Below are 19113 nucleotides of genomic sequence, written 5' to 3'. Positions count from 1 at the left end.
ACAGCCGCTCAGTTCCTCTCCACTCGTCCGCGGGAGTAGCGGCCGGCGCGCCGGTAGCTCACCAGCTCCCCGTCGGCGTCCACCTCGGTGTCGTAGACCGCGAGGATGTCCGCCGAGTCGGGGATGCGGTGGGTCTCCACGACCTCCACCTTGACGCGCCAGCCCTCCTCCGTGCGCTCCATTCCCACGACGCTCTCGGCCCTGCGGCCGGTCATCGCCGTCACGTGCTCCACCGCCATCGCGGCGGCCTTGGACGCGGACAACATCACCGGCCTCCTAGCCGCCCGGCTGGTAGCCGCGGGCGCGGCCCTCGTTCAAGCGGCGGATCAGCTCCTCCTCGCGCTCGGCGGCCTCCTCCTCGGTGATCTCGCCGGCGGCGGCCTCGTCGGCCACCTGCTGCATCTCCGCGGCGATGCGCCCCGGGTCGTACAGCTGCGCCTCGGCCTGCTCGGTCAGGGTCTCGGCCAGCCACATCACGCCCTTGACGGGCGCGAGGGGGGCCGTGACCAGACCGGTGAAGAATCCCATCGCCTGTCACGCCTCCGGAACGAAGTCGTAGGGCGGCAGCGGCCCGATGAGCCGGATGCGGATCCGGTCGCCGTGCTGCTGCCCCAGCTTCTCCACGGCCTCCTCGAACGCGGCGCGGCGGTCGGCGCGGACCAGGAAGGAGGCGTCCAGGACGTCCTCCTCGCGGGCCGGGGTCTTGCGCGTGAACGCCTCGGCCGCCGAGGCCGCCCCGTCCAGCAGGACCTGCTCGTCGCTCTCCCGGAGCCGCTGCATCGACTGCGCGATCAGCTCGCCGAGCCGGACGCGGTCGTAGTAGACGGCGTCGGCGGCGTCGGCCGGGACCTCCCGCAGCCGCTGCGCCAGCTCGGCGACCTCCGGGTCGTTCTGCATGATCTCCCGCAGCACCGCGTCCTCGACGTAGGTGCCCTTGACGCGCAGTTCGACCCGGCCGTCCAGCTGGTCCAGGACCTGCGCGAAGCGCTCGGAGTTGTCGGCCAGCAGTTCCTTCTCCACCGCGCCGCGGTCGGCCAGCGCGGCCCCGAACCGGAACGGCAGGACCACGGTGCCGGCATCGACCAGCGCGTTGAGGACCCGCTGGTGCGCGACCAGGTCGGCGCGCTCGCCCAGGGCGCGGTCGGCCGGCAGGTCGCTGACGACGGCGGCGGCCGTGCCGCCGTCCTCCACCAGCGACACCGGCCGGTCGTCCAGCCCGGCCAGGTCCGGTGGCAGCGCCACGCCCGACTGGGTCACCCCGTACACGTACTGCGGGATCCGGTCCCCGGCCTCAGAGCCGCCGGGGGTCTGAGGCGTGCTCATTCTTCCTCGTCCTCCTTCTTGCGCGACGAGCGGCGCCGCGCGGGTTCCTTGTCCTCTTCCTCGTCGGAGTCGCCGCCGAAGGTCTCCTTCAGCCGCTCCTGGGCCCCCTCCAGGGCACCGCGCGTCTTCTTCTTCGCGCCCGACTCCTGCATTCCGCCAACGAACTCCGGCAGGCCCTGCGAGGTGCCGTCGTGAGCGATGTCCAGACGGTTCACCGCCTCGGCGAACCGCAGGTAGGTGTCGACGCTGGCGACCACGATCCGCACGTCGATCGTGAGGATCTCGATTCCCACCAGCGAGACCCGCGCGTACAGGTCGATGACCAGACCCTTCTCCAGGATCAGGTCGACGACGTCGGCGAGACCGCTGCCGGAACCGCCGCGCTGCACGACATTGCTGCCCGAAGTCTGCTGGGCGACCGGCCCAGTCATGTGATCGCTCCTTCTCGGGGTTGACCCGTTTGGGGGTGAAGCATGAACCCCGGTGTACCCGTCTCGGTCTGCCTAAACAGGAGAACCGTTTCCGGTTATGTGCTGGTCAAGGCGAAATGTCCGTCCAGACATGCGCGACGCCCCCGCAGAACCGGGTTCTGCGGGGGCGTCGCCCTCGTCGAAAGACTCGCGAAACGCCGGGGTCAGCGCTTGCGGGCGGAGAGGCGCCCGACGACGATCCCGGCGACGGCCGCGCCCGCCACCGGCACCGCCCTCAGGAACCGTCCCAGCGTGAGCAGCTTGGCCACGCCCGCCACGCGGCCGGGCAGCGCCGCCACCTGGCCGCCGGCCCGCGCCACCCCGGTCCCCGCCGTCTTCGCCGCGCCCTGCGCGGTGCCCTGGGCGCTCTGCGCCGCGCCCTTGGCGGTACCCGCGGTGCTCTTCGCACCGCTGTTGGCCGTGCCCTTCGCTGTGTCCTTGGTGCTCTTGGCGCTGTCCTTGGTGCCCTTGGCGGTGCTCTTCGCGCCCGTGCCGGCGGCCTCGGCCGTGCCCGCCGCCTTGCCCGCCGCCCTGCTGACGTTCTTGCTCGCTTGTCCGGACCCGTTGCCCGGGACCGAGGGGGTCTCCATCATCCGTCCTTCCGTCGGGGGGATCTGCCTGCCGAACCGGCGGGGCGCCGCACCGGGCGCGGCGCCCCGCCGGCGAAGAATCGCGTTCGTCGGCCGTACCGCGGCGTACCCCACCCGGCCACCGCAAACATGCGAGCCGCCCCCGCGCCGCCCGGCGCGGCAGGCCCCGCATACGGCGGGCGGCCGCCGCCGACGGTTGGAACCCTCGCTCCGGGTATGCCGCACCCCATGCCACCCGATGAGCCGCCGGGCGCGCCGGGACCACGGCCGCGACCCGGCCCCGCCCGGCGTGCCGCCGAGCCGCTGGCCTGGTGGACGGCGCTGCTGGCGGTGTACCTGGCCCTGGTGTCGGCCATCTCCCTCACCGAGATCACCGTCGGGGCCCTCGCTGCCGCCGCGGGCGCCGCCGCCGCCGTCGCCGCGCGCCGGGTCCTGCTCGCCACCGGCGCCGCCCGCCCGCCCGAGGACCGCGGCCCCTCCCCCGCCGTCCCGCCCGCCCGCCTCCTCCCGCCCCTGGCCCGGCTGCCCGCCCAGGTCGTCGCCGACACCGCCCGCATCACCGCGCGCGGCGCGTCCGGCGGGGACTGGACGACGCTGGCCTGCCCGCCCGGCCCCGCCGGCCGCGCCGCCGCGACCCTGCTGATGTCGGCCTCCCCCGGCGCCTACGTCGGCGGCGTCGACCCCGAACGCGCGCTGCTGCGCGTGCACCGCCTGACCGGTCCGTCGCCGTTCGAGCGGAGCCTGCGGCGCGCCGGGCTCGTCGACGACCCCCGGCACCGCGCCGCCCACGGCTCCCCGCCCGCCGGAGGCGACCGGGGAGGCGACCGGTGACGACCGACGTCGCGGGCACCGCGATCCCCGCCCTCGTCCTCATGATCGGCGCGCTGCCGCCGGTGCTGCTGGCCACGCTGCGCGGCCGGCCCGCCGGGCGGCTGGCCGGGCTGATCGTCACCGGCCCGCTGGTCACCCTCGCGCTGCTGCTGCTGTCCGCCGCCTACGGCCGGCCCGCCTACCTCGACGTCGCCCTGGTCCTGGCGCTGCTGTCGTTCGCCGGGTCCCTGGTGTTCGCCCGGTTCCTGAGCCGGACCCTGTGAAAGGGGAGCCCCGATGAGCCTGAACCTGCTCGCCGACACGCTGACCTGGGCCGGAACCGCCCTCGCCGTCGCCACCGGACTGCGGCTGCCCTTCACCCACGGCGCCGCCGCCCGCCTGCACGCCGTCGCGCCCGTCACCGTCCTGGCCGCGCCGCTGCTCATCGCCGGGCTGGCGCTGCGGCCCTGGTCGTCCTGGCACGACGTCGCCAAACTCGCCGTCATCGCCGTCCTGCTCGCCGCGACCGGCCCCGCCACGATCAGCACCGCCGGGCAGGCCGTCCAACGCGCCGGCCGGACGGAGTGACCCGCCGTGACCACCGTCCTCACCGCCCCAGCGCCCGCGCTGGTGGCCGCCGCGCCGGACGCGCTGCCCGGGCCGCTGTCCGACGCCCTCATCGCCGTCTCCCTCGCCCTGGCCGCGCTGATGGCCACCGCCGTCGTCCTGACCCGCGACCCCGTCCGCCAGGCGATCGTGCTGTCGGGCTACGGGATGGTCCTCGGCCTGCTGTTCCTCGTCCTGCAGGCCCCCGACGTCGCGATGTCCCAGATCGGCGTCGGGACCGTCCTCGTGCCGCTGCTGGTCGTGCTGGCACTGCACGCCACCCGCCGCTACCGCGACAACGGAAACGGCGGGAACGGCGGGAACGGCGAGCGCGGAACAGAAGCCGGGGAGAGCCACGGCCGCGGCGGCGGGCGGACGCGCCGGTGAGGCCCCGCACCCGCGTCTCGCTGTTCGCCGCCGGCGCCGCCGGGACCGCCGCCCTGTTCACCGCCGGGACGCTCGGCCTGCCCGCCTTCGGCGGCCCCCTGCACCCCTACTCCGACCGCGCCGTCCACCAGGCCCTGCGGCGCGGCACCTCCAACGCCGTCTCCTCCGTCAACTTCGACCAGCGCGCCTTCGACACCCTCGGCGAGGAGCTCATCCTGCTGTCGGCCGCGCTCGCCGCCGTGGCGCTGCTGCGCGTCGTGCGCAGCGAGGACGAGAGCGACGGCGCCACCCACCGGCACGGGCCCGCCGAGGTCTCCGACGCGCTGCGCGTCGTCGGCCACCTCCTGCTCCCCTTCACCCTGCTCACCGGCGTCTACATCGTCGCCCACGGCGCCCAGTCACCCGGCGGCGGCTTCCAGGGCGGCGTCGTCCTCGGCACCGCGATCCACCTGCTCTACCTGGCCGGCGACTACCCCGCCCTGCAGCGGCTGCGGCCCATCCCGGTGTTCGAGTCCGCCGAGGCCGTCGCCGCCGCCGCGTTCGTCCTGCTGGCCCTGGCCGCCGCCGGAGCCTCCCCCGCCGTGCGCGTCCCCGCCCTCAACACCGCCGTCGGGATCGAGGTCGGCTGCGCCTCGGTCCTGCTGCTCGGCAAGTTCTTCGAACAGGCACTCCTGGTCCGCGAGCACCCCGGGACCGGCGACCCGCGGGAGCCCGCATGAGCACCGTCCCCTACCTCGCCGCCGGCTGGATCATGCTCGCCGGCCTCTACGGCATCGTCACCACCCGCGACCTCGTGCACGCCGTGGTGTGCCTGTCGGTCACCCAGTCCGGCACCTACGTGCTGCTGCTGGCCATCGGGTACCGCTCCGGCGCCACCGCCCCCGTGTTCTCCGACCGCCCGCCGCCCCCCGCCGGCGGGCCCGTCACCGACCCCGTCGTCCAGGCCATGACCCTCACCGACATCGTCGTCGGCGCCACCGTCACCGCGCTGCTGCTCGCCCTGGCCGTCCAGGTCGCCAAACGGCGCGGCACCCTGGACCCCGGCGCCCTGCGCCCCCTCGAACCGTGATCCTGCAGGCCACCGTCGCGCTGCCCGTCCTGGTCGCCGCCCTGCTCGCCGCCACCGGACGGTGGCTGCCGCGCCCCGCCGTCGACATCACCGCCCTGGCCACCGCCGCCGCCGTCACCGCCCTGACCGGCCTCACCCTCGCCCGCGCCCCCCACCGCCCCCAGGTCACCTGGCTCGGCGGCTGGGGCCCGGCCACCGGCGTCGGCATCCCCCTGGCCGCCGACCCCCTCGCCGCCGCGCTCGCCTGCGTCGCCGCCGCCCTCACCCTGGCCGCCCTGGCGTTCTCCTGGCGCTACTTCACCGAGATCCAGGCCGTCTTCCACGCGCTCATCCTGCTGTTCCTGGCCTCCATGTGCGCGTTCGTCTACACCGGCGACCTGTTCGACGCCTTCGTGTTCTTCGAGCTGATGAGCGTCGTGGCGTTCGCGCTCACCGGCTACCGCTCCGAGGAGCCCGCCACCGTCCACGGCGCCCTCAACTTCGGCATCGTCCAGTCCCTGGGCGCCTACCTCACCCTCGCCGGCATCGCCCTGGTCTACGGCCGCACCGGGCAGCTCGGACTGGCCGCCATCGGCCGCCACCTCGCCGTCGCCGGCCACCACGGCCGCCCGGGCGCCCTGATCACCGCCGCGTTCGTGCTCATCTGCACCGGCTACCTCGTCAAGGCCGCCGCCGTCCCCTTCCACTTCTGGCTCGCCGACGCCCACGCCGTCGCCCCCACCCCCGTCTGCGTCCTGTTCTCCGGCGTCATGGTCGAACTCGGCGTGTACGGGGTCGCGCGGACCTACTGGGCCGTGTTCCCCGGACTGGTGCCGCTGCGCGCCGTCGCCGTCCTCGGCGCCGCCGCGGCGCTGCTCGGCGCGGTCATGTGCGTCCTGCAGCACCACATCAAGCGGCTGCTGGCCTACTCCACCATCAGCCACGCCGGGCTGCTCCTGCTCGGCGTCGCCGCCGGCACCCCCGCGGCGCTGTCGGGCACCGCCTACTACCTGGCCGGGCACGCCGGCGTGAAGGGCGCGCTGTTCCTCGCCGCCGGGGCCCTGCTGAACCGGTACCAGACCGTCGACGCCCGCGACCTGCGCGGCCGCGGCCGCGTCATGCCCGTCACCGGCGCCGTCGTCCTCATCGGAGGGCTGTGCCTGGCCGGGCTCCCGCCCTCCGGGCTGTTCGCCGGGCACTCCGTCACCGAGCACGCCGTCCAGGAGCAGGGCTGGTGGTGGTTCACGCCCCTGTCCATCGCCGCCTCAGCCGTCACCGCCGGAGCCGTCCTGCGCGTGTGGCTCGTGGTGTGGCGCGGCATGCACCCGCGCCGCGACCCAGGCCAGAACGGACCAGCGGAGGAGGACGAGCACGAAGGCCCCGAGACGCCCGTCACCCTCACGTCCATCCCCTGGGTCATGGTCACGCCCGCCGTCGCGCTGCTGGCCGCCGGCCTGGCGATCGGGCTGCTGCCCGGCGGGCCCGTCGCCGACGCCGCCACGCTGTTCGCCGACCGCGACGCCTACGCCGCCCTCGTCCTGGACGGCCGCCTCACCCACCCCCACGCGCCGCCCGCCGAGCCCTGGACGGCCGCGGGCCTCGCCGGCTCGGCCGTCACCGTGCTGCTGGCACTGGCCGTGGCCGCCGCCGGCGTCCGCCGCGCCGCTCACACCCCCTCAGCGGCCCCCTCCGCACGCGCCCCGCTGGGGCGCGCCGTCGGCGCCGCCACCCGCCGCCTGCACGAACTGCACTCCGGGCACGTCGGCGACTACGCCGCCTGGCTCACCGCGGGCGTCGCCGTCCTGGCTCTGCTCACCACCCGCTTCTGACCGCCCCGGAGCTTCCCGGAGCCTCCGGCGGGTCAGATGCTCCAGAGCCGGCGCTTGCGGTAGCGGGGCTCCCACATCACCCGGTTCAGCTCCCGCAGGGGCTTGGGCAACGCCGTGAGGAACCGGCTCCGCTCGACCGGGCCGATCCCGTCCACCACCCACGGGACGAACAGCGGCGTCCCCGCCGCGCAGCGGTCCCGCGCCTCCCCGGCCAGCGCCCGCCACTCCGCGCCGGACAGCACCGACTCCGCCAGCGGCAGCGCGCTCATCTCCTCGTGCCGCAGATGCCGCTCCAGCGCCTCGCGCAGCTCGCGCACCGCCGCCGGCAGATCACCGCCCTCCCCCGCCGCGCCGTTCATCGCCGCGTCGACGCGGGCGACCAGCGGGCCCAGGCGGGCGTGGTCGGCGCGCATCTCCTCCAGCACCGCCCGCTCGGCCCGGCGCCCCGCCACCGCGCGCTCCACCCGCGGCCACAGCCACCCGTCCTCCAGCTCCTGGTGCAGCCGGATCTGCTCCTTGAGGTTCTCCCAGCCCGCGCGCACGTGCCCCGCCCGGCCCTTGCCCGCAGCCGCGGCCGCCGCGAGCCGGTCCAGATCCCGGCGGAACGCCTGGTGGGCGGCGTACAGGAGGGTGCGGCACGTCATGTCCCGCGGCCGCGTCGCGGAAGTCTCCGAACCTGCGAAGGTCTCCATACCCATAGGAGGGCTCCGGCGGCCCCGATGTGACGTCCGGCGCGCCCGAGAGACCCACGTCACACGCCCCGCGCCACCCGGTCAGCCGCCGTCCCCTCCGCCGTCCCCTCCGCCGTCCGATCCGGCTGCCATGGCGGCGGCGATGCCGTCCAGGACGAGCGCCAGGCCGCCCTCGAACGCCTCCCGCGCCGCCTGCTCCAGGTAGGGGACGTCCTCGGCGTCGCCGAGGGAGTCCTCGGAGTTCAGCCAGGCCACCAGCGGGAAGCACTCGGCGAACCCCGGCGCCAGCGCCTCCAGGGCCCCCGCCCGGCCGTGCCACCACTGCTCCTCCGACAGTCCCGTCGCCCGCACCGCCTGCCGCGACTCGGCGAGGGTCTGCGCCGCGCCGCGCACCACGCTCGACAGCGCCGACACCGCACGCCGCACCCGCCGCGCCGACAGCCCGGTGGCGGCCAGCACGCCCAGCAGCGCCTCCAGCGCCCGGTACTCGTTCGGGCCGAGCACGGGCCGCGCCTGCGACACCTGCAGCATCCACGGATGCCGCAGGTAGAACTCCCAGGAGTCCCGCGCCCACCGGGTCAGCGCCGCCCGCCAGCCGTCCGCGGCGTCGTAGCCGCCGGGCAGCTCCGCCAGCGCGCGGTCGTACATCAGGTCCACCAGCTCGGCCTTGCCCGGCACGTAGGTGTACAGGGCCATCGCCGTGCGGCCGAGCCGCTCCCCGACCGCGCGCATCGACAGCGCCGCCATGCCCTCGGCGTCCGCGACGGCGATCGCCGCGTCCACGATGATCTCCACGCTCAGCCCCGGCCGCGGCCCCGGCCCCGTGCGGGGCGCCTGCGCGCCGCGCCACAGCAGGTCCATCGAGCGGCGTGGATCGCCCTGCCCGGCGAAGACGACCAACCTGCATCTCCTTATGCCATAAACTATCGAAATCGAGGATCTCTTTACGCCCTAAGATATCAAGCGAGTGAGGAAGCCCCCATGCCGCTCCAGCCGACGACCGCGCAGCCCGAGCCGCCCGCCGGCGGGCTCCGCGCCGCCGACGCCCACGACGTGATCGAGGTCCGCGGCGCGCGGGAGAACAACCTCGCCGACGTCAGCCTGGACGTCCCCAAGCGCCGCCTGACCGTGTTCACCGGGGTGTCGGGATCGGGCAAGTCGTCCCTGGTGTTCGGCACCATCGCGGCCGAGTCGCGGCGCCTGATCAACGAGACCTACACCGCGTTCGTGCAGGGCTTCATGCCGAGCGTCGGCCGCCCCGACGTCGACGCGCTGCGCAACCTCAGCGCCGCGATCGTGGTCGACCAGGAGCGGATGGGCGCCAACTCCCGCTCCACCGTGGGGACCGCCACCGACGCCCACACCATGCTGCGCATCATCTTCAGCCGGCTCGGGCGGCCGCACGCCGGCACCTCCTCGGCGTTCAGCTTCAACAACGCCGAGGGCATGTGCCCCGACTGCGAGGGGCTCGGCCGCGCCTCCCGCATCGACCTGGACCAGCTGGTCGACCGGGACCTGTCCCTCAACGAGGGCGCCGTCACCGTCCCGAACTTCGCCGTCGGATCCTGGTACTGGAAGGTGATCGCCGACTCGGGGCTGTTCGACCCCGACGCCAAGCTGCGCGACTACACCCCCGCCCAGTGGGACGACCTGCTCCACAAGCCCGCCACCAAGATCAAGAGCAGTGGCATCAACACCACCTACGAGGGCCTGCTGGTCAAGGTCAAGCGCCTCTACCTGGACAAGGACACCGAGTCGCTGCAGCCCCACATCCGCGCGTTCGTCGAGCGCGCCGTCGCCTTCAGCGCGTGCGGGGCCTGCGGCGGCGCCCGCCTCAACCAGGCCGCCCTCGCCAGCCGCATCGGCGGGCTCAACATCGCCGACTGCGCCGCCATGCAGATCAGCGACCTGGCCGCCGTCGTCCGCGAGATCACCGAGCCGTCCGTCGCGCCGGTGCTCGCCGCCCTCCAGGAGACCCTGGACTCCCTGGTCGAGATCGGCCTGGGCTACCTCAGCCTCGACCGCGAGTCCCCCACCCTGTCGGGCGGCGAGGCCCAGCGCGTCAAGATGGTCCGCCACCTCGGCTCCAGCCTCAGCGACATCACCTACGTCTTCGACGAGCCCACCGCCGGCCTGCACCCCCACGACATCGCCCGCATGAACGACCTGCTGCTGCGCCTGCGCGACAAGGGCAACACCGTCCTGGTCGTCGAGCACAAGCCCGAGACCATCGCGATCGCCGACCACGTCGTCGACCTCGGCCCCGGCGCCGGCACCGAGGGCGGACGGATCTGCTACACCGGCGACCTGCCCGGGCTCCGCGCCTCCGGCACCCTCACCGGACGCCACCTCGACCACCGCGCCCGGCTGCGCGACAAGGTCCGCGAGCCGTCGGGGCACCTCGCCATCAAGGGCGCGAACCTGCACAACCTCAAGGACGTCGACACCGAGATCCCCCTCGGCGTCCTCACCGTCGTCACCGGCGTCGCCGGATCGGGCAAGAGCTCCCTCATCCACGGGTCCCTGCCCGGACGCGACGGCGTCGTCGTGGTCGACCAGTCCCCCATCCGCGGATCCCGCCGCAGCAACCCCGCCACCTACACCGGCCTGCTGGACCACGTCCGCACCGCCTTCGCCAAGGCCAACGGCGTCAAACCCGCCCTGTTCAGCGCCAACTCCGAAGGCGCCTGCCCGGCCTGCAAGGGCATCGGGCTGGTCTACACCGACCTGGCGATGATGGCCGGCGTCGCCTCGGTGTGCGAGCAGTGCCAGGGCCGCCGCTACACCGCCGAGGTCCTCACCTACACCCTGCGCGGCAAGGACATCAGCCAGGTCCTGGCCATGCGCGTCGCCGAGGCCCGCGAGTTCTTCACCACCGGCCAGGCCCGCGCCGTCCTGGACCGCCTCGCCGACGTCGGCCTGGGCTACCTCGGGCTGGGCCAGCCCCTCACCACCCTGTCCGGCGGGGAGCGCCAGCGCCTCAAACTCGCCATCCACATGGCCGAGAAGGCCGCCACCTACGTCCTGGACGAGCCCACCACCGGCCTGCACCTGGCCGACGTCGACCAGCTCCTGGCGCTGCTGGACCGGCTCGTCGACGGCGGCAACACCGTCATCGTCATCGAGCACCACCAGGCCGTCATGGCCCACGCCGACTGGATCATCGACCTTGGCCCCGGCGCCGGCAGCGACGGCGGCCGCGTCGTGTTCACCGGAACGCCCGCCGAGCTGGTCGCCGGCGCCGACACCCTCACCGCCCGCCACCTGCGCGAGTACGTCCAGGACGCCTGACCCGGCCCCGGCCCGCCGGGCGGGCCCCGGCGGGCCGCCCGGCGGGCGCGGGCGGCGCCGTCAGCGGGGCGCGGCCTTGGCCAGCACCTCCAGGTAGTGCGGGTTGGTCATCACGCCCAGCACGTTGCCGAACGGGTCGACCACCGACGCGGTCACGAACCCCGTGCCCTCGCCCCGCTCGGTGATCTTCTCGTGCAGCGCCGCGCCCATCGCCAGCAGCCGCTCCACCGCCGCCTCCAGATCGTCCACGTGCCAGAACATGACCGCCCCGCCCGGACCCGCCGGCGGCGCCCCGGGACGGAACCGGGCGTCGACCAACCCCAGCTCGTGCTCGTAGTCGCCCACCCGGAACTCGTAGTAGGCGGCACGGCCGTCCGGGCCCGCGACGCGGTAGTACGGCTGCGTCCCCAGCAGCTCGGCGTACCAGTCCTTGGCCGCCTCCACGTCGTCCGCCCAGAAGTTGATGGTGGCGAATCCCCGCAGCATGTCGTGCCTCCGATCCATCGGAACCGGACGTTCCGACCCGATGCAGGCAACGCTAGACGGCCAATAGGTCACCCAAGGTCCTATTGGCGCGGCAGGATGGACGGCATGCGTGATCCGTCCGGACGGCTGCTCCAGCTGCTGTCCCTCCTGCAGACGCCCCGCGAATGGTCGGGCACCGAACTGGCCGCGCGGCTCGGCGTCACCGCCCGCACCATCCGCCGCGACATCGACCGCCTGCGCGACCTCGGCTACCCCGTCCACGCCACCCACGGCAACACCGGCGGCTACCGGCTCACCGCCGGCGCCGCGATGCCGCCGCTGCTGCTGGACGACGACGAGGCCACCGCGATCGCGATAGGCCTGCGCACCGCCGCCGCCGGGGCCGTCACCGGCATCGAGGACGCCTCCCTGCGCGCCCTGGCCAAACTCGACCAGGTCCTTCCCCACCGGCTCCGGCACCGCGTCGCCGCCCTCACCGAGGCCGCCGTGCCCCTCCCCCCGCAGGACGGCGCGCCGCCCCCCGCCGACCCCGCCGTCCTGGCGCTGCTCGCCGCCGCCTGCCTCGCCCGCGAGAAGATCCGCTTCACCTACACCGCCGCCGACGGGCGCGGCACCCGCCGGCTGGCCCAGCCCCACCGCCTCGTCACCGCCGGCCGCCGCTGGTACGTGGTGGCCCACGACGAGGACCGCGCCGCCTGGCGCACCTTCCGCGCCGACCGCGTCACCGACCCGCACCGCACCGGCATGCGCGGCCCCGAACTCCACCTGCCCGGCGGCGCCGACGCCGCCTCCTGGGCCATGGACACCCTGGCCGGCGGCTCGGGCACGATCCGCGCGCGGCTGCTTCTGCACGCCCCCATCGAGGAGGCCGCCGAGCACGTCACCGCCTGGCAGGGCGTCCTGGAACCCGCCGACGACCGCACCTGCCTCCTGCACACCCGGTCGGACTCGATGCGCTTCCTGGCCTACCGCGTCACCCTGCTGCCCATCGACTACACGCTGCTGGACCCGCCCGAACTCGCCGGCCACCTGGCCGCCATCGCCGACCGCGCCACCCGCGCCATCCGCGACCTGACCGCCGCCGAGCCGTGAACCGCCCGCGTGCGCGCGGCCGGGGACCTCAGCGCTCGCCGGGCGCAGAGCCGAGGGTCGTGTCGCCGAGCGACTCCAGCAGCGTCCGCAGGGCGGCCGCCAGGCGCCCCCGCTCGTCCGGCGACAGCGCCGCCAGCAGGCGCTCCTCGTTGGCGACGTGCAGGCCGACCAGCTCGTCCACGATCTCCAGGCCGCGCGGCGACAGCCGGATCCGCACCGACCTGCGGTCACCGGTGTCGCGCACCCGCTCCACCAGGCCCTTGGCCTCCATCCGGTCGATCCGGTTGGTGATCGCCCCCGAGGTGACCATCGCCGACCGCAGCAGCGCACCCGCGGTCAGCTCGTAGGGGGCGCCGTGCCGCCGCAGCGTCGCCAGGACGTCGAACTCCCAGCTCTCCAGCCCCCGCGCGGCGAAGAACTCCTTCAGCTCCCGCCCGAGCAGCGACTGCGCCCGCGAGATCCGCCCGACGACGCCCATCGCCGACACGTCCAGGTCGGGACGCTCGCGGCCCCACTGCGCCAGGATCGCGTCCACCGCGTCCGCCATGTCCCGCCCTCCCGCGACAATCTCAACGTTGAGATTATCAATCAGGACAGGCGCCGGCGCTGAGGTCGACCATGAAGCAAGTGGCACCTGGCGGAGCGTGGGCGCGGAACCGGACTGGAGACGCGGCGCACCGCGGTGAGAGGTGTGCGGCGGCGGTGCTCAACATGCACGGGCCGGGGCAACTGAGAGGGAGAAGACGTCGACGCGCCCCCTCCATTTTCAACTTATAGCGGACCGGGGGGCTTGCGGCAAGGCCCCCGTCGTGCCGCAGAATCGTCGGCCGAGGCCAGTACCTGCGTGAACGGGGACGCGACCAGTGCGGCGCATCCGCGGGGAACCGGCGCGCGCGACCCGCGCCGGGGGACGGCCGAGAACCACTCTCGTGAATGGGGTTTCATGATCGACGTGATCGTGGTCGGCGGCGGGCCGACCGGCATGATGCTGGCCGGCGAGCTGCGGCTGCACGGGGTGGGCGTCCTCGTCCTGGAGAAGGACGAGGAGCCGGCGCCGTTCGTGCGCTCGCTCGGGCTGCACGCGCGCAGCATCGAGGTGATGGACCAGCGCGGCCTGCTGGAGCGCTTCCTCGCGCACGGCAAGACGTACCCGGTCGGCGGCTTCTTCGCCGCCATCCGCAAGCCCGCGCCCGAAGGGCTGGACACCGCCCACCCCTACGTCCTCGGCATCCCGCAGCCCGTCACCGACCGGCTGCTGGCCGAGCGCGCCGCCGAGCTCGGCGCCGAGATCCGGCGCGGCAGCGAGGTCGTCGGGGTGAGCCAGGACGAGGACGGGGCGACCGCCGAACTGGCCGACGGCACGCGGCTGCGAGCGCGTTACCTCGTCGGCTGCGACGGCGGCCGCAGCACCGTCCGCAGGCTGCTCGGCGTCGCCTTCCCCGGCGAGCCCACCCGGGTCGACACGCTCCTGGGCGAGATGCAGGCCACCGCGCCGCCCGAGGAGATGGCCGCCGTGACGGCCGAGGTCCGCGAGACCGAGAAGCGGTTCGGCATCGGACCGCTCGGGGACGGCGTCACCCGCGTCATCGTGCCCGCCGAGGGAGTGGCCGAGGACCGCTCGGCCCCGCCGACGCTCGAGGAGTTCAAGCGCCGCCTCCGGGCGGTCGCCGGCACCGACTTCGGCGTCCACTCCCCCCGCTGGCTGTCGCGCTTCGGCGACGCCACCCGGCTCGTCGAGCGCTACCGGGTCGGGCGGGTGCTGCTGGCCGGCGACGCGGCGCACATCCACCCGCCCGTCGGCGGCCAGGGACTCAACCTCGGCATCCAGGACGCCTTCAACCTCGGCTGGAAACTGGCCGCCGAGGTCGGCGGCCGGGCGCCGGAGGGACTGCTGGACACCTACCACGCCGAACGGCACCCCGTGGCGGCCGACGTCCTGGACAACACCCGCGTGCAGATGGAGCTGCTGTCCACCGAGCCGGGCCCCGTGGCCGTGCGGCGGCTGCTGTCGGAGCTGATGGACTTCGACGAGGTGAACCGGCACCTGACCGAGAAGATCATCGCGACCGGGATCCGCTACGACCTCGGCGGCGAGCACCCCCTCGTCGGCCGCAGGCTCCGGGACGTCGTCCTGAAGCGGGGCCGCCTCTACGAGCTGATGCACGACGGCCGCGGACTGCTGCTCGACCAGACCGGCCGCCTGTCGGTCGCGGGCTGGGAGGACCGCGTCGACCACGTCGCCGACACCAGCGAGGAACTGGACGTCCCCGCGGCCCTGCTGCGGCCCGACGGCCACGTGGCATGGGTCGGCGATGACCAGGACGGCCTGCGCGGCCCCATGGCCGAATGGTTCGGCGCCGCCACCGCCTGAGCGGTCACACGCCCGCGCCTGCTCACCGACCGGCCCGCGGCCAAGCGCCTTCGGACGCTGCGGGACCGGCGGCGAGGCGAAGGTCGAGACGGTGAAGCAGCAGGACCATCGCCGCTCCGATGACGGCGAGGCCGGCCGTGTCGAGCGGATCGCGGGTGTGGGAGACGAGGCCGAAGACGGTGTGGGCGACGAGCGCTCCGGTCGCGGCGGCCAGCCGGTGACGGGCCGTCCACCCGTCCGCCCCGCTCCACCGGCGCAGCGCCAAGCCGGTCGCCGCGGCGACCGCCGCCGCGGCGGCCATCGGCAGCGGCGCCCACGCGCGGGGCAGGAACGCCGGATGGTGCGCCCCGGCGAAAGGGAACAGCAGCGCCAAGAAGGCGAACGCCGCCACGGCGCACACGGCCCCGAGCCGGAACAGCCCGGGAACCGGCACCGCGGCGCGGGCCGGGGCGCGGACCCCGCGCCCCGACCGCACGGCGAGCGCCGCCGTCACCGCCGCGGCCGCCAGCCCGAGGACCACCAGGGCGGCGCGGCCCGACAGCAGGTAGCCGGGGTCCTCCACCGGAGGCACCGACACCCGCAGCAGCGCCGCCCCCAGCAGCGCCGCGGCGGCGGTGCCGGCCAGCCCCGCGCGGCGCAGGTAGGGCGTCCGGCCGAGGTCGCGGAACGCCAGCTCGACGAGCGTGACCGGCAGCAGGACGCTGAACACCGCGTGATAGGGAAGGTTCAGCTCGGCGTAGGGGGCGTTGACCCCCCACGGCCTGGGCCCCCACCCGGCGGCGCCGTACAGGTGGGGGCTGGTGAGGCTCTGCAGCGCCAGCCCCTCCTCGACCAGGCCGTAGGCGAGGCCCATCAGCAGCAGGGCGCCCGCCCCGCCGCCCGTCCGGCGGACCGCCTCGCGGATCAGCAGCACCCCGGCCCCGTAGATCGGCACATAGAGGACGACGAGCCACAGCATCTTCACGGGGACCGAGCCGAGCGTGAGCTCGGCGACGGCGGGCGCGACGAGCACCAGCGCCGCAGCGGCGCGCCGCTGCCGCCGCCGGTTCGAAGGAGGGACCATCCCTCGACGGTAGGGACGGGCCCCGCCTCCGCGCCTCCGGCGGCGGACTGGTCCTTCTCTCCGTCTTCAGACGGAGAGAAGGGCCCGAACCACTCCGCGGTCGTAGGCGAACCCCCGAGTTGGCGCAGAGTCGACGACACGCGCGTCCTCCCCGTCGCCTCGGTGACCGTCAGACGACGCGCGATCTCGGGCTCCGAGGCAGTGTGAGCCCCGGGCCGTCAGGCGGTCTCCTCCAGCGGCAGGTGGGCGCGGACCCGGAACCCGCCCGCGGGATCCGGCGCGGCCTCCAGCGTCCCGCCCAGCAGCGCCGCGCGCTCGCGCATCCCGGCGACCCCCTGCCCGGCGCCCGTCCACGCCGACCGGCCGCCGCCCGTCCCGTCGTCGCGGACCTCCACGGTCAGCCGGCCGTCCCGCGCGCGGACCGTGACGACCGCGGTGGACGCGCGGGCGTGCCGCAGGGCGTTGGTCAGCGACTCCTGCACGATCCGGTACGCCGACAGGGCCACGCCCGGCGGGACGTCGGCGTCCTCCAGCCCTTCCCGCACCACGCGGACGGGGAGCCCTGCGGCCTCCACCGTCCCGGCGAGCCGCTCCAGATCCGCGAGCGTCGGCTGCGGCACCAGGGCGTCGCCGTCGGGAACCGCCGCGGTCTCCCCGTCCAGCAGCCGCACCGTGCGCACGAAGCGGCGGAGCTCGACCAGCGCCTCCCGCCCCGACGCCTCAAGGCTCCGCACCGCCTCCCGCGCCTTCTCGGGGCTGGTGTCGAACACGTCGTCCGCGGCGGCGGCCTGCACCACCATCACCGACACCGTGTGCGCCAGGACGTCGTGCAGTTCACGCGCGATGCGAGCCCGCTCCTCCAGCACCGCCCGGCGCGCCTCGGCCTGCCGCCGCGCCGCCCACGCCCGTCCGAGCGCGCCCCAGCTCCACGCCAGGACCGCCGCGACCGGCCACAGGATCGCCGCGACGCCGCGGCCGCCGGCGCCGGCCGCCGCGCCGAGGACGGCCGCCGTTCCCACCGCCGCCCACAGCGACGTCCGCGCCGGCCGCAGCCAGGCGAACGTGCTCAGCACCACCAGCGCGATCCCCGTCCCGGCCGCCGGAACCAGCCACTGCAGGGCCGCCCCGGAGACCACCGCGACCGCGGTGACCACGGCGGGCCGCGAACCCAGCCACCACAGCGCCGCGGCCTGGACGATGACGAGCGCCGTCACCAGCGGGCGCCCGGCCTCCGCCGGCACGCCGCGGGGCGCCAGGAGCAGCACCGGTGACAGCGCCGCCAGCGCGCCCGCCACCAGCGGCGCCTTCCACCGCGTCGGCAACGACGCCTCGAACCGGTCTCGCACGCCTGCAGACGCTACCAGCGCGGATTCGGCCACCGACCGAACTCCGCAGCGCGCAGGACGACTCGCGCAGGGCCGCCGGTATCGGGGGCAAGGACCGGGCGGGCCGGGTGGCCCGCCCGGTCCTTCCTCGCTAGTCCCTGGCCATCACCGTGAAGGTGAACCCGGTGGTTCTCGGACGGCGTAGCGGAACGTCGCACTTGATCCGGCGCAGCACCTCGTTCCTGCTGAGGCCGAGCCCCTGCGCGATAAGCCGGTCCGGCCGCACCGGCACTGGATCCTCGAAGACGACCTCCACCCGGACCGGCCACGCCCCGTCCTGCCATGGCGACGGGACGTCCAGCCGCCAGGCTCCCGTCCAGTCCAGGGTGAAGCGGTTGCGCCGGGCCAGCAGCGGATCCAGCAGCCTGGACGCCACCAGCTCCGGATCGTTGACGCGGTAGCCGTGGAGCTCGACCGGATCGATGGACCTGACCGGCACCCGCTCGTGCACGGGGACCTTGCGCGTCCGATCGCAGGACACGCAGCGAACCAGCAGCCACACGTCCAGCAGCTTGCCGTTGGCGTTGACGCGGAACCTGCCCTCACCGGTGGTGGCCGACTCCGAGAGGCAGTCCACGCACCGCAGCGAGAGCAGAGGCAGCCTGGTGCGGTGCACGACCCAGGGCAGCACGATATGAGGTTGTGAAGACATGAGCCCTCTAGACCTGACACGAGGCCGATTACGCGCGGCCTCGAACGCTGAACGACCGGGCGCGCAACGGCAGCCCGGCGGAGCCGACGAGAGCGTCGGCTACAGGTGAGCGAGAAAAGGTGTCAGGTCTGAAGAGCAGGCGGGGTCACGCGGTTCTGTCCTTTGTCTTCACTGCGACAGGGCCGCACGCAACCTACGGCACCCCGAAGGAGGGCTCAAGCGGTTTTCCTCGCGGCCCGCGTCAGCCCCGGCCGAGGACGCAGAACTCGTTGCCCTCCGGGTCCGCGAGGACCGTCCACGGCACGTCGCCCTGGCCGAGGTCAAGGTCCGTGGCGCCGAGACCCCGCAGGCGGGCGACCTCCGCGTCCTTGGCCTCCGCGGGGTCGGGCAGCAGATCGATATGCACGCGGCTCCACCACGTCCTCACACTGGGCGCGCGGAGGAACTCCAGATACGGGCCGACGCCCTCGGCGGAGCGCAGCACCACACGATCATCGGTCTCCTCGTGCACGGTCCAGCCGATCGCCTCGCCCCAGAACCGCAGCATGGCCCGCGGATCCGCGCAGTCGACCACCACCGCGGCGATCGGCCCGGTGTCCCGGTAGACGTCCCGAGGCTCCAGGACGCAGAACACGTTGCCCTCCGGATCGGCCATGACCGTCCACGGGACGTCGCCCTGGCCCACGTCCGCGGGCGTCGCACCGAGATCGGTCAGGCGCGCGACCAGCTCCGCCTGATGGGCCTCGGAGGTGGTGGCGAGATCGAGGTGGACACGGTTCTTCACCGTTTCGGGGTCCGGAACGGTGACGAGGTCGACGCAGACGGCGGTGGGGTCGGGCCAGTCGAAGCCCACGGGCTCAAGGTTGGTCACGCCGGGTCCCTCGCTGGAAGTGCCCCAGCCGAGCGCCTCCGCCCAGAACCGGCCAAGCGCCGAGTCATCCCGAGCCTTGAAGTTCACCTGAACAAGTTGCAGCGCCATGGCGCCCCACCCTAAGCCCAGACGGCGAGGTCTTCTGAA

General features: G+C 74.6%; 23 protein-coding genes. 10 read left to right on the top strand and 13 right to left on the bottom strand.

The features are described 5' to 3' along the window. Positions 1-8: 8 nt before the first annotated feature. The 5 genes from gvpO to AB0C87_RS34220 form a co-directional block, all read right to left on the bottom strand. Positions 9-266 carry a gas vesicle protein GvpO gene (gene gvpO, locus AB0C87_RS34240; RefSeq protein WP_345181815.1) on the bottom strand — a complete coding sequence of 86 codons (258 nt, stop codon included), beginning with the start codon at positions 264-266 and terminating at the stop codon, positions 9-11. A 10-nt stretch (positions 267-276) separates the two neighbouring features. Continuing rightward, positions 277-528: a gas vesicle protein GvpG gene (locus AB0C87_RS34235; protein ID WP_345181817.1), complete on the bottom strand. Its 252-nt coding sequence runs from the start codon at positions 526-528 to the stop codon at positions 277-279. 6 nt (positions 529-534) lie between these two features. After that, positions 535-1323: a GvpL/GvpF family gas vesicle protein gene (locus tag AB0C87_RS34230; RefSeq protein WP_360581300.1), complete on the bottom strand. Its 789-nt coding sequence runs from the start codon at positions 1321-1323 to the stop codon at positions 535-537. Beyond that, the gene (gene gvpJ / locus AB0C87_RS34225; protein ID WP_345181821.1) at positions 1320-1754 is read right to left on the bottom strand and encodes a gas vesicle protein GvpJ; all 435 of its coding nucleotides are present in this window, start codon (positions 1752-1754) and stop codon (positions 1320-1322) included. The genes AB0C87_RS34230 and gvpJ overlap by 4 nt, the downstream gene beginning before the upstream one ends. A gap of 203 nt (positions 1755-1957) precedes the next feature. Then, positions 1958-2386: a hypothetical protein gene (locus AB0C87_RS34220; RefSeq protein WP_345181824.1), complete on the bottom strand. Its 429-nt coding sequence runs from the start codon at positions 2384-2386 to the stop codon at positions 1958-1960. Between the two features lie 225 nt (positions 2387-2611). On the opposite strand from AB0C87_RS34220, the gene AB0C87_RS34215 reads away from it, so the two are divergent. Genes AB0C87_RS34215 through AB0C87_RS34185 form a run of 7 tightly spaced genes read left to right on the top strand, consistent with a single transcriptional unit; the run spans position 2612 to position 7063 of the window. Beyond that, positions 2612-3214 carry a hypothetical protein gene (locus tag AB0C87_RS34215; protein WP_360581299.1) on the top strand — a complete coding sequence of 201 codons (603 nt, stop codon included), beginning with the start codon at positions 2612-2614 and terminating at the stop codon, positions 3212-3214. Next, complete coding sequence (locus tag AB0C87_RS34210) at positions 3211-3477, top strand: monovalent cation/H+ antiporter complex subunit F (RefSeq protein ID WP_345181828.1); 267 nt, start codon at positions 3211-3213, stop codon at positions 3475-3477. Before AB0C87_RS34215 ends, AB0C87_RS34210 begins: the two co-directional genes overlap by 4 nt. 13 nt (positions 3478-3490) lie before the next feature. After that, positions 3491-3781 (top strand): monovalent cation/H(+) antiporter subunit G, encoded by a 291-nt coding sequence (locus AB0C87_RS34205; RefSeq protein WP_360581298.1) that lies wholly within the window; start codon positions 3491-3493, stop codon positions 3779-3781. 6 nt (positions 3782-3787) lie between these two features. After that, positions 3788-4186: a DUF4040 domain-containing protein gene (locus tag AB0C87_RS34200; RefSeq protein WP_360581297.1), complete on the top strand. Its 399-nt coding sequence runs from the start codon at positions 3788-3790 to the stop codon at positions 4184-4186. Then, on the top strand, positions 4183-4905 hold the full coding sequence (locus AB0C87_RS34195; protein WP_345181835.1) for an MnhB domain-containing protein: 723 nt from the start codon (positions 4183-4185) through the stop codon (positions 4903-4905). The genes AB0C87_RS34200 and AB0C87_RS34195 overlap by 4 nt, the downstream gene beginning before the upstream one ends. Then, a complete protein-coding gene (locus tag AB0C87_RS34190; protein WP_345181837.1) occupies positions 4902-5255 on the top strand; it encodes a cation:proton antiporter subunit C in 354 nt (117 codons plus the stop codon). Before AB0C87_RS34195 ends, AB0C87_RS34190 begins: the two co-directional genes overlap by 4 nt. After that, positions 5252-7063 (top strand): complex I subunit 5 family protein, encoded by a 1812-nt coding sequence (locus AB0C87_RS34185; protein WP_360581296.1) that lies wholly within the window; start codon positions 5252-5254, stop codon positions 7061-7063. Before AB0C87_RS34190 ends, AB0C87_RS34185 begins: the two co-directional genes overlap by 4 nt. A gap of 32 nt (positions 7064-7095) precedes the next feature. Here the strand turns inward: AB0C87_RS34185 and AB0C87_RS34180 are convergent, their stop codons facing one another. Both AB0C87_RS34180 and AB0C87_RS34175 read right to left on the bottom strand, forming a co-directional pair. After that, on the bottom strand, positions 7096-7707 hold the full coding sequence (locus AB0C87_RS34180) for a hemerythrin domain-containing protein (RefSeq protein WP_360581295.1): 612 nt from the start codon (positions 7705-7707) through the stop codon (positions 7096-7098). 129 nt (positions 7708-7836) lie between these two features. Beyond that, positions 7837-8655 (bottom strand): TetR/AcrR family transcriptional regulator C-terminal domain-containing protein, encoded by an 819-nt coding sequence (locus tag AB0C87_RS34175; protein WP_345181843.1) that lies wholly within the window; start codon positions 8653-8655, stop codon positions 7837-7839. A gap of 81 nt (positions 8656-8736) precedes the next feature. Between AB0C87_RS34175 and AB0C87_RS34170 the strand changes: the two genes are divergently transcribed. Further along, complete coding sequence (locus AB0C87_RS34170; RefSeq protein WP_360581294.1) at positions 8737-11046, top strand: excinuclease ABC subunit UvrA; 2310 nt, start codon at positions 8737-8739, stop codon at positions 11044-11046. Between the two features lie 60 nt (positions 11047-11106). Here the strand turns inward: AB0C87_RS34170 and AB0C87_RS34165 are convergent, their stop codons facing one another. Continuing rightward, the gene (locus AB0C87_RS34165; RefSeq protein WP_360581293.1) at positions 11107-11532 is read right to left on the bottom strand and encodes a VOC family protein; all 426 of its coding nucleotides are present in this window, start codon (positions 11530-11532) and stop codon (positions 11107-11109) included. Between the two features lie 105 nt (positions 11533-11637). Between AB0C87_RS34165 and AB0C87_RS34160 the strand changes: the two genes are divergently transcribed. Then, positions 11638-12624, top strand: coding sequence for a WYL domain-containing protein (locus tag AB0C87_RS34160; protein WP_345181849.1), 987 nt, complete (start codon positions 11638-11640; stop codon positions 12622-12624). Between the two features lie 28 nt (positions 12625-12652). Here the strand turns inward: AB0C87_RS34160 and AB0C87_RS34155 are convergent, their stop codons facing one another. Continuing rightward, a complete protein-coding gene (locus AB0C87_RS34155; protein ID WP_345181851.1) occupies positions 12653-13171 on the bottom strand; it encodes a MarR family transcriptional regulator in 519 nt (172 codons plus the stop codon). 396 nt (positions 13172-13567) lie between these two features. Between AB0C87_RS34155 and rox the strand changes: the two genes are divergently transcribed. Next, positions 13568-14995: a rifampin monooxygenase gene (gene rox, locus AB0C87_RS34150; protein ID WP_360581292.1), complete on the top strand. Its 1428-nt coding sequence runs from the start codon at positions 13568-13570 to the stop codon at positions 14993-14995. A 22-nt stretch (positions 14996-15017) separates the two neighbouring features. On the opposite strand, the gene AB0C87_RS34145 is transcribed toward rox, so the two are convergent. The 4 genes from AB0C87_RS34145 to AB0C87_RS34130 form a co-directional block, all read right to left on the bottom strand. After that, positions 15018-16058, bottom strand: a complete 1041-nt coding sequence (locus AB0C87_RS34145) for a hypothetical protein (RefSeq protein ID WP_360581291.1) — start codon at positions 16056-16058, stop codon at positions 15018-15020. 218 nt (positions 16059-16276) lie between these two features. Beyond that, a complete protein-coding gene (locus AB0C87_RS34140) occupies positions 16277-17404 on the bottom strand; it encodes a sensor histidine kinase (protein ID WP_360581290.1) in 1128 nt (375 codons plus the stop codon). A gap of 130 nt (positions 17405-17534) precedes the next feature. Further along, a complete protein-coding gene (locus AB0C87_RS34135) occupies positions 17535-18074 on the bottom strand; it encodes a DUF1062 domain-containing protein (RefSeq protein ID WP_360358327.1) in 540 nt (179 codons plus the stop codon). A gap of 262 nt (positions 18075-18336) precedes the next feature. Then, positions 18337-19074 carry a VOC family protein gene (locus AB0C87_RS34130; RefSeq protein WP_360581289.1) on the bottom strand — a complete coding sequence of 246 codons (738 nt, stop codon included), beginning with the start codon at positions 19072-19074 and terminating at the stop codon, positions 18337-18339. Between the last annotated feature and the right edge of the window lie 39 nt (positions 19075-19113).

This window comes from Actinomadura sp. NPDC048021 (genome assembly GCF_040653135.1).
Taxonomy (GTDB): domain Bacteria; phylum Actinomycetota; class Actinomycetes; order Streptosporangiales; family Streptosporangiaceae; genus Spirillospora; species Spirillospora verrucosospora.
The sequence above is the reverse complement of the archived record's forward strand: the minus strand, read 5'-3'. Positions and strand labels throughout refer to the sequence as shown.

What these genes read in the sequence shown, in the direction of transcription:
- AB0C87_RS34130 (WP_360581289.1), bottom strand. Translation starts at nt 19,074, where the DNA reads ATGGCGCTGCAACTTGTTCAGGTGAACTTCAAGGCTCGGGATGACTCG.
- AB0C87_RS34165 (WP_360581293.1), bottom strand. Translation starts at nt 11,532, where the DNA reads ATGCTGCGGGGATTCGCCACCATCAACTTCTGGGCGGACGACGTGGAG.
- AB0C87_RS34220 (WP_345181824.1), bottom strand. Translation starts at nt 2,386, where the DNA reads ATGATGGAGACCCCCTCGGTCCCGGGCAACGGGTCCGGACAAGCGAGC.
- rox (WP_360581292.1), top strand. Translation starts at nt 13,568, where the DNA reads ATGATCGACGTGATCGTGGTCGGCGGCGGGCCGACCGGCATGATGCTG.
- AB0C87_RS34230 (WP_360581300.1), bottom strand. Translation starts at nt 1,323, where the DNA reads ATGAGCACGCCTCAGACCCCCGGCGGCTCTGAGGCCGGGGACCGGATC.
- AB0C87_RS34190 (WP_345181837.1), top strand. Translation starts at nt 4,902, where the DNA reads ATGAGCACCGTCCCCTACCTCGCCGCCGGCTGGATCATGCTCGCCGGC.
- AB0C87_RS34160 (WP_345181849.1), top strand. Translation starts at nt 11,638, where the DNA reads ATGCGTGATCCGTCCGGACGGCTGCTCCAGCTGCTGTCCCTCCTGCAG.
- gvpJ (WP_345181821.1), bottom strand. Translation starts at nt 1,754, where the DNA reads ATGACTGGGCCGGTCGCCCAGCAGACTTCGGGCAGCAATGTCGTGCAG.
- AB0C87_RS34145 (WP_360581291.1), bottom strand. Translation starts at nt 16,058, where the DNA reads ATGGTCCCTCCTTCGAACCGGCGGCGGCAGCGGCGCGCCGCTGCGGCG.
- AB0C87_RS34180 (WP_360581295.1), bottom strand. Translation starts at nt 7,707, where the DNA reads ATGACGTGCCGCACCCTCCTGTACGCCGCCCACCAGGCGTTCCGCCGG.
- AB0C87_RS34205 (WP_360581298.1), top strand. Translation starts at nt 3,491, where the DNA reads ATGAGCCTGAACCTGCTCGCCGACACGCTGACCTGGGCCGGAACCGCC.
- AB0C87_RS34235 (WP_345181817.1), bottom strand. Translation starts at nt 528, where the DNA reads ATGGGATTCTTCACCGGTCTGGTCACGGCCCCCCTCGCGCCCGTCAAG.
- gvpO (WP_345181815.1), bottom strand. Translation starts at nt 266, where the DNA reads ATGTTGTCCGCGTCCAAGGCCGCCGCGATGGCGGTGGAGCACGTGACG.
- AB0C87_RS34170 (WP_360581294.1), top strand. Translation starts at nt 8,737, where the DNA reads ATGCCGCTCCAGCCGACGACCGCGCAGCCCGAGCCGCCCGCCGGCGGG.
- AB0C87_RS34215 (WP_360581299.1), top strand. Translation starts at nt 2,612, where the DNA reads ATGCCACCCGATGAGCCGCCGGGCGCGCCGGGACCACGGCCGCGACCC.
- AB0C87_RS34155 (WP_345181851.1), bottom strand. Translation starts at nt 13,171, where the DNA reads ATGGCGGACGCGGTGGACGCGATCCTGGCGCAGTGGGGCCGCGAGCGT.